Source organism: Haematobacter sp. (assembly GCF_032102465.1).
GTDB lineage: Bacteria > Pseudomonadota > Alphaproteobacteria > Rhodobacterales > Rhodobacteraceae > Haematobacter.
Genome location: NZ_DAMDHB010000066.1, coordinates 1 through 6,563, shown reverse-complemented (window position 1 = coordinate 6,563; position 6,563 = coordinate 1). Strand labels below are relative to the sequence as shown.

General features: G+C 63.0%; 7 protein-coding genes. 5 read left to right on the top strand and 2 right to left on the bottom strand.

What is annotated here, in order from left to right; genetic code table 11:
* The 5 genes from RT513_RS20260 to RT513_RS20240 all read left to right on the top strand — a co-directional run.
* On the top strand, window positions 1-201 hold a 201-nt coding region (locus tag RT513_RS20260; protein ID WP_313534472.1), incomplete at its 5' end, for a hypothetical protein.
* A 38-nt stretch (window positions 202-239) separates the two neighbouring features.
* A complete protein-coding gene (locus RT513_RS20255) occupies window positions 240-635 on the top strand; it encodes a cupin domain-containing protein (protein ID WP_290691338.1) in 396 nt (131 codons plus the stop codon).
* A gap of 15 nt (window positions 636-650) precedes the next feature.
* Window positions 651-1,673: a zinc-dependent alcohol dehydrogenase family protein gene (locus tag RT513_RS20250; RefSeq protein WP_290691341.1), complete on the top strand. Its 1,023-nt coding sequence runs from the start codon at window positions 651-653 to the stop codon at window positions 1,671-1,673.
* A gap of 737 nt (window positions 1,674-2,410) precedes the next feature.
* Window positions 2,411-3,508, top strand: coding sequence for a biotin/lipoate A/B protein ligase family protein (locus RT513_RS20245; protein ID WP_313534469.1), 1,098 nt, complete (start codon window positions 2,411-2,413; stop codon window positions 3,506-3,508).
* A gap of 273 nt (window positions 3,509-3,781) precedes the next feature.
* On the top strand, window positions 3,782-4,870 hold the full coding sequence (locus tag RT513_RS20240; protein ID WP_313534468.1) for a sensor histidine kinase: 1,089 nt from the start codon (window positions 3,782-3,784) through the stop codon (window positions 4,868-4,870).
* A gap of 396 nt (window positions 4,871-5,266) precedes the next feature.
* Here the strand turns inward: RT513_RS20240 and RT513_RS20235 are convergent, their stop codons facing one another.
* Window positions 5,267-6,028: a DUF4394 domain-containing protein gene (locus RT513_RS20235; protein WP_290691350.1), complete on the bottom strand. Its 762-nt coding sequence runs from the start codon at window positions 6,026-6,028 to the stop codon at window positions 5,267-5,269.
* A gap of 110 nt (window positions 6,029-6,138) precedes the next feature.
* Window positions 6,139-6,563: fasciclin domain-containing protein (locus RT513_RS20230; RefSeq protein ID WP_313534464.1), on the bottom strand; the 425-nt coding region annotated here is incomplete at its 5' end.

Genomic DNA, 6,563 nt, shown 5'->3' with positions numbered 1-6,563 from the left:
CATCGCATCGCATCGCATCGCATCGCATCGCATCGCATCGCATCGCATCGCATCGCATCGATAGATGCTTCTCCCGCTCGTTGGGAAGGTAAACGCTCATCTCATCGTGACGCATTGATACCTGTCGATATCAAAGCAATATCTATCCTGCGCATAAGCCGCTGCCGGCAAGACCCCTGGTCCGACCCGGCACGGCGGTGACACCCGATCATCGAACGAACCGTCAAGAGGATACCGCCATGGAAATCTTTCGAGCGGGGGCGAGGCCCTCCGCCGTGGGGCCGGCAGACTGGTTTACCGGCAAGGTCCGTATCGACCCGCTGTTCAACCCCACTGCCCCGGAGCGTGTTCAGGGCGCGCATGTGACCTTTGATCCGGGTGCCCGCACCGCCTGGCATACCCATCCGCTCGGACAGACGCTCATCGTCACCTTCGGGCGAGGGCTGGTGCAGCGGGAGGGGGGACCGGTCGAGGAGATCCGCCCGGGCGATGTCGTCTGGTTCGCGCCGGGGGAGCGCCACTGGCACGGGGCCGCCCCCGATACCGGCATGAGCCATATCGCCGTTCAGGAGGTAAAGGACGGCGAGGTGGTCACCTGGATGGAACAGGTCACCGACGCCCAATACAACACCTGACGAAAGGATAGCGTCATGTATGCCACCGTGATGCACGGCCCCGGCGACGTTCGCTACGAACATGTCGAGGACCCGGAGATCGTCAAACCCACGGATGCGATCATCAAGCTGTCGGCCACCTGCATCTGCGGCTCCGACCTCTGGCCTTATCGCGGGTTGCAGCCGCAGGCCGCGCCAGTCCACATGGGACACGAATATTGCGGCATCGTCGTCGAGGTGGGGTCCGAAGTCCGCACGATCAGACCGGGCCAGTTCGTCGTCGGCAGCTTCTGCCTGTCGGACAATACCTGCCCGCACTGCCGCTTCGGCTTCCAGTCATCGTGCCAGCAACGGGAGTTCATGACCGGAGCACAAGCGCCCTACGCCCGTGTGCCGCTTGCGGACGGAACGCTCGTCGCAACCACCGAGATCCCCGATACGGGAATGATCCCGGACATGCTGGCAGCATCAGACGTTCTGGGAACCGGTTGGTATGGCGCAGTAGCCGCCAATGTGCGCGAGGGTAGCACGGTCGTCGTCGTGGGCGACGGGGCGGTCGGTCTGATGGGGGTCATGGCGGCGCACCAGCTTGGCGCTGAACGGATCATCGCCATGAGCCGACACGAGGGCCGCGCGAAACTTGCCCGGGAGTTCGGGGCGACCGACATCGTGGCAGCGCGCGGAGAGGATGGCATCCAGCGCATCATGGAGCTGACCGATGGCATCGGCGCCGAGTCGGTGATCGAAGCCGTGGGAACGCAGCAATCCATGCAGCAGGCCATGGGTGTATGCCGCCCCGGCGGCTCCATCGGATATGTCGGCGTGCCGCATGGCGTGAGTTTCGATGGCCAACAGCTGTTCTTCCGGCAGCAGCGCATGCTGGGCGGCCCCGCCCCCGTCAGGCGGTTCCTCCCTGACCTGATGGAACGTGTGCTCCAGAGCAGGATCCAGCCCGGCAAGGTCTTTGACCTTATCCTGCCCATCGCGGAGGTCGCCGAAGGCTACAGGGCTATGGATGAACGCCGCGCAATCAAGACAATGCTGCAGCTTGCGGAGTAGTCTCTCCCCCTGCTCCGGGGACCTCGCGGCCTAAGACAGCGGGCAGCCGGAACCGGCGCCGTACCGGTCCCGGACGATCGAAATCAACGGTTGATGACTTCCCGCATATCTCCCGCAAGGGTCTCAAGGAAGACCAACTCTCACAGGTCCATGCCACGACGGCGTGGCGCGGAGCGCTGGATCAGCGCGCGCGGGGACAGACTGAATTGTCCCTGCATTGTGCATGACCTGCGAGCGTCGCATCCGCGCGCTCGAGGATACAACATACCAAGCGCATCCCGCCGTCTGGGAAGCTGCTGCCGCGCGCGCAGAACTCGGGGGAGGTCGATCGCTCGGTGTCAGCCGTGGCCGCATCCACGCGTGCGAGCACAGAACTTTCCGCTTCGCCGCTCAGCATGCCGTAGCCCAGCGGCTTCCGCGCGCGCGGACACAATGCAGGATGCTTTGGGGCTGGGCGAAGTGACGTCTGAACTCACCCGCTTCCGTGCGCTCGAGGACAGTACGCAGGATTGCCGCCCTGCCGTGGCAGCATTTGACGCCGCTTTCCGCGCGCGCGCAGCACGCTCCATCTCGCGTACAGATTCCCTGAGGAAGCGTCAGGGGTCGCACCGCCCCGGAGGCGGTTGATTGATCCCAGGTAGTATGCCTCCACCGCTCGCATTGCCGGCGCACGGACAGGCAGCGCCCGGCAGCGGCCAACTTTGACGCTGTACCCTCCGTCCTGACGGACATAACACGTGCCATCACCGTTCCCGTTGGGCGCGGCGCAAGGAAAGGGCTTCTGCATGCATGGCGAATACAAGGTTCCCGGCGGGAAACTGGTGGTTGCGGATCTTGAAGTGCGCGAGGGTCGCTTGGCCGATCTGCGGATATCGGGCGATTTCTTTCTCGAGCCGACTGAAGCGCTTGATGACATCACAAGGTCGCTGACCGGTCTTGCTGCGGATACTCCACCGGAGCACCTGGCCATGGCCATAAGGGACAATCTCCGTCCGGGGGCGGCTCTTGTCGGGTTTACCGCCGAGTCCGTTGCAATCGCCGTCCGCCGGGCGTTGGGACTTGCCAAGTCCTGGCACGACTTCGAATGGGAAATTCTCGATACCGGCCCGACCGCACCAGCGCTGCATCTGGCGCTGGACGATGTGCTCGCGCGGGAGGTGGCGGCAGGGCGCAGGCGACCGGCGCTGCGGATCTGGCACTGGGACCGGCCCGCGATCATCATCGGCAATTTCCAGTCGCTCTCCAACGAGGTGGACATGGCAGCGGCGGACCGGCTGGGGGTCACGGTGGTGCGCCGTGTCACCGGAGGCGGCGCGATGTTCGTTGAGCCGGGGTCGGCGCTGACCTACTCGCTCTATGCTCCGGGCGAACTGGTGGACGGCATGGATTTCGCCGCCTCCTATGCGTTTCTTGACCAATGGGTGCTGAAAGCCCTGAATGCCCTGGGGATCGAAGCGAGCTACAAGCCGCTGAACGACATCACCTCGCCGAAAGGTAAGATCGGCGGCGCGGCGCAGAAGCGCTATGCCGGGGGTGCTGTGCTGCACCATGTCACGATGGCCTACGATATGGACGCGGACAAGATGACGGCGCTGCTGCGGATCGGCCGGGAGAAAATCTCCGACAAGGGCATCGTTTCCGCCGGCAAACGGGTCGATCCGGTGCGCAGCCAGACCGGTCTGAGCCAGGAGGCCGTGCTGGCGCGGATGCTGGAGACCTTCTCCAGCCTTTACGGGGCCCGTTCCGGCACCGTCAGCCCCGATGAAATGGCCGAAGCGCAGAAACTTGCCCGCGAGAAGTTCGAAGACCCGACCTGGACGGCACATCTGCCGTAAGCCGTCGTGATGGGTCATGGACCGAGGACATGCCTTCGCCGCGCTGCACAGTGAGGCTCGGGCCCGTGGCGAGCAGTGTCCTCGACCGCGCTCAGGAAGGGTTCGGACCGCAACGGCGGCGGATGAGCTTCCTTGCGCCGAAGTCTTTACACAAGCCGAAGGCATCATGCGCTGTTCACGTCGCCGCTTGTGAAAGTGTCGGCATGAGACTACTTCTCGGAAATTCCGTAAGATCCGGTCGCCATCCTCGACAGCTTTGAAAGCGCTCCCAGAATGCCTGATCGGTATCCATTTCTCGATCTCTCCACGGCTATGGGCCGCAAGGTCGCCATGCACGACTGGAGCAGCACCCCGCTCGGACCGATCGAAACGTGGCCGGCGGTCCTTCGAACGACGGTCAGCCTCGTTATACGTTCCGGCTTTGCAAAGTGCCTGTGCTGGGGACCGGAGCACATCGCGATCTACAACGACGCTTTCGTTCCGATCCTCGGCGAAAAGGGGGACTGCATCGGCCTCCCCTTCTCGGTGATCTGGGCGGAAGCATGGGCAAATATCGGCCCGATTGCGGAAAAAGCGATGTCCGGCCAATCCACCTTCATCGTGGATTATCCGCTCGAAGTATCCCGTCACGCCGGGCGCATGGAGGAAGCGTTCTTCACCTTCTCCTACAGCCCCGTGGTTGATGAGACCGGCAAGGTCTGCGGATTCATGGACACCGTGGTAGAGACCACCGACAAGGTCCGGTTCGAGAGAGGCGCGGACTTGCGCAATCGTGAACTGATCCATCGCATGAAGAATTCCTATGCGCTGGTGCGCGCCGTAGTGAACCAGACCGCCCGCACCTCGCTCACCAAGGAGGATCTGCATAAGAAGCTGATCGAACGTCTGGACGCGATGGGACAAGCGCAGGACATCCTGTCCCTGCGCAAAAACAGTCAGGCGTCGGTTCGCGATATCGTCAGGCATGCGGTCGCCCGTTTCAATCAGGACGCGGAAGCGCGCGTCTCGGCCTCTGGCCCGGAGGTGCTTCTGAATGACGAAAGAACCTTCGCCCTCACCCTGGCCCTGCATGAGCTCGGCACCAATGCGACCAAATACGGGGCCTTGTCGGTGGACGCGGGAAAGATCGTCGTGGAGTGGACCTTTGGGCCCGATGATCAATCGTTTCATTTCGTCTGGAAGGAGATCAATGGACCACCCGTTGCCTCCCCTGCGACGAAAGGTTTTGGCACCTTCCTGATCCGCCAGGTCCTAGCCGCAGAGTTTGAGGGAGACGTGGAGCTCGACTATGGGGAAAAGGGTCTGATCTGCACCATGCGCTCCCCAAATTTCGGCCTGCTCCAGTCCAACAGCGATAGCTGAGCCATGCGGGTGACAGTGATCGTCGGAGCGCGTGCCATAACCAGACCCCTATATCTGACGCGCGTGGCGGACGCGAGGAGCGGTTGACGCGGCGCCGATCTCACGTCCGTCAGGATGAATGCCCGCGCCCGCCGACGCCGCGCCCAACAGGCTGCTGAAAGGCTTTTTGGCCTGTGTTGGAGCGGAAATCGTTCGCCATCTGACGACACCGGAAATCCATATATATCCGGGCGTTTCCGGGCCGATTTCCGTTTTCCGGCACATAGGCATGACACTTCAGGACTTTTCAGCAGCCTGCTAAGCATCCCACCCTGGTTGCAGCCCGGAGGCGTCGTCCCCGGACCGCAGCACATTGAACCGAACCGGACCGGCAGCACCTGCCACAGTGCGGGCGAGCTACGTTGCGGGAAGGATCGCGATGTCGCGGAGGCTAATCCCGTCGATCTTGCCCATCTCGGTTGTCCTGCCGCTTTCCAGATCGACCGAATGGAAGCCGTCCTTCACCACCAGCCAGGCTGCGTTGCCGCCCTTCCCATCCGATGCGATGTCGAACCCCGCTTCGGCCGGTTTCACGCCGATCTCGCCCAACGCATTCAGCTTGCCGTCATTCGGCGGATCCTGCAGGACAAGCCAGCCGGCCGCACCGTCTATGTTGAAAAGCTGGGTCTTCTCTGTCCCGGCGTGGGAATTGGTGTAGGCGCCCGCGATGATGTTCGGAGCCGTGCCGTCTTCATAAGCGTGACTGCCATCCGCCACCACCTCGCCGGTTTCCACAGTGACGCGCAGGTTCGTGCCATCGCTGCCCATGACGCGCAGCTTGTCTGCGACCGGATTGAAATCAACCGTGGCCGTGGCACCTCGGGGGAGCATGACCGCCAGCGTGCTGACCTTGGTGGCAAGACCGGTCATGGGGTCGATGGTGGCGAGGGTGCCATCGGCAAAGACGCCATAGAGCCTGCCGTCCGCCGGGCGCACATCGATGCCCAACACGCGCCCCTCGACACCGGTGACGGTCACGCCGCCGGTGCGGACCCAGCTGTCGGTATCGAGCCGGTGCAGCTCATTTTCACCTGACAGGCCGACTACCGTGCCCGCCATGACAGGGGCTGCGAGAGATGACAGCAGCAGTGCAGCCGTCACCGATGTGATCGCGTTCATGAGAAAATTCCTTCTTTGGTTGGGTTTTGCCGGAAGACCCGGCGACAACGGGCCATGCCCGTGCGGAAGGGAAAGACCGCGCGGGACATGGCCCGGGCTGCGTCGGAGGATCAGCTCTTCGGCAACAGAACCTTGTCGATGACGTGAATGACGCCGTTCGACTGCACGACATCGGCGATGGTGACATGGGCCACGCCGCCGTTTTCATCGGTCAGGGTAACCATGCCATCCTTGACCACGGCCGTGATCTTGCAGCCGCCCAGCGTTTCGATCACATGCTTGCCGCCGTCGTCAGCCACCATCTTCTGCACATCGGCTGCCATGGCGTTGGCGCCGACCACGTGGCACGTCAGGACCTTGACCAGCATTTTCTTGTTTTCGGGCTTCATCAGCGTCTCGACGGTGCCGGCGGGCAGGGCCTCGAATGCGGCATTGGTCGGGGCGAAAACGGTGAATGGCCCTTTGCCCTGCAGCGTCTCGACTGCGGATTCCAATGAAGTCGGCCAGGGATTCCGGACTTCTGCCGGCCAGTCAT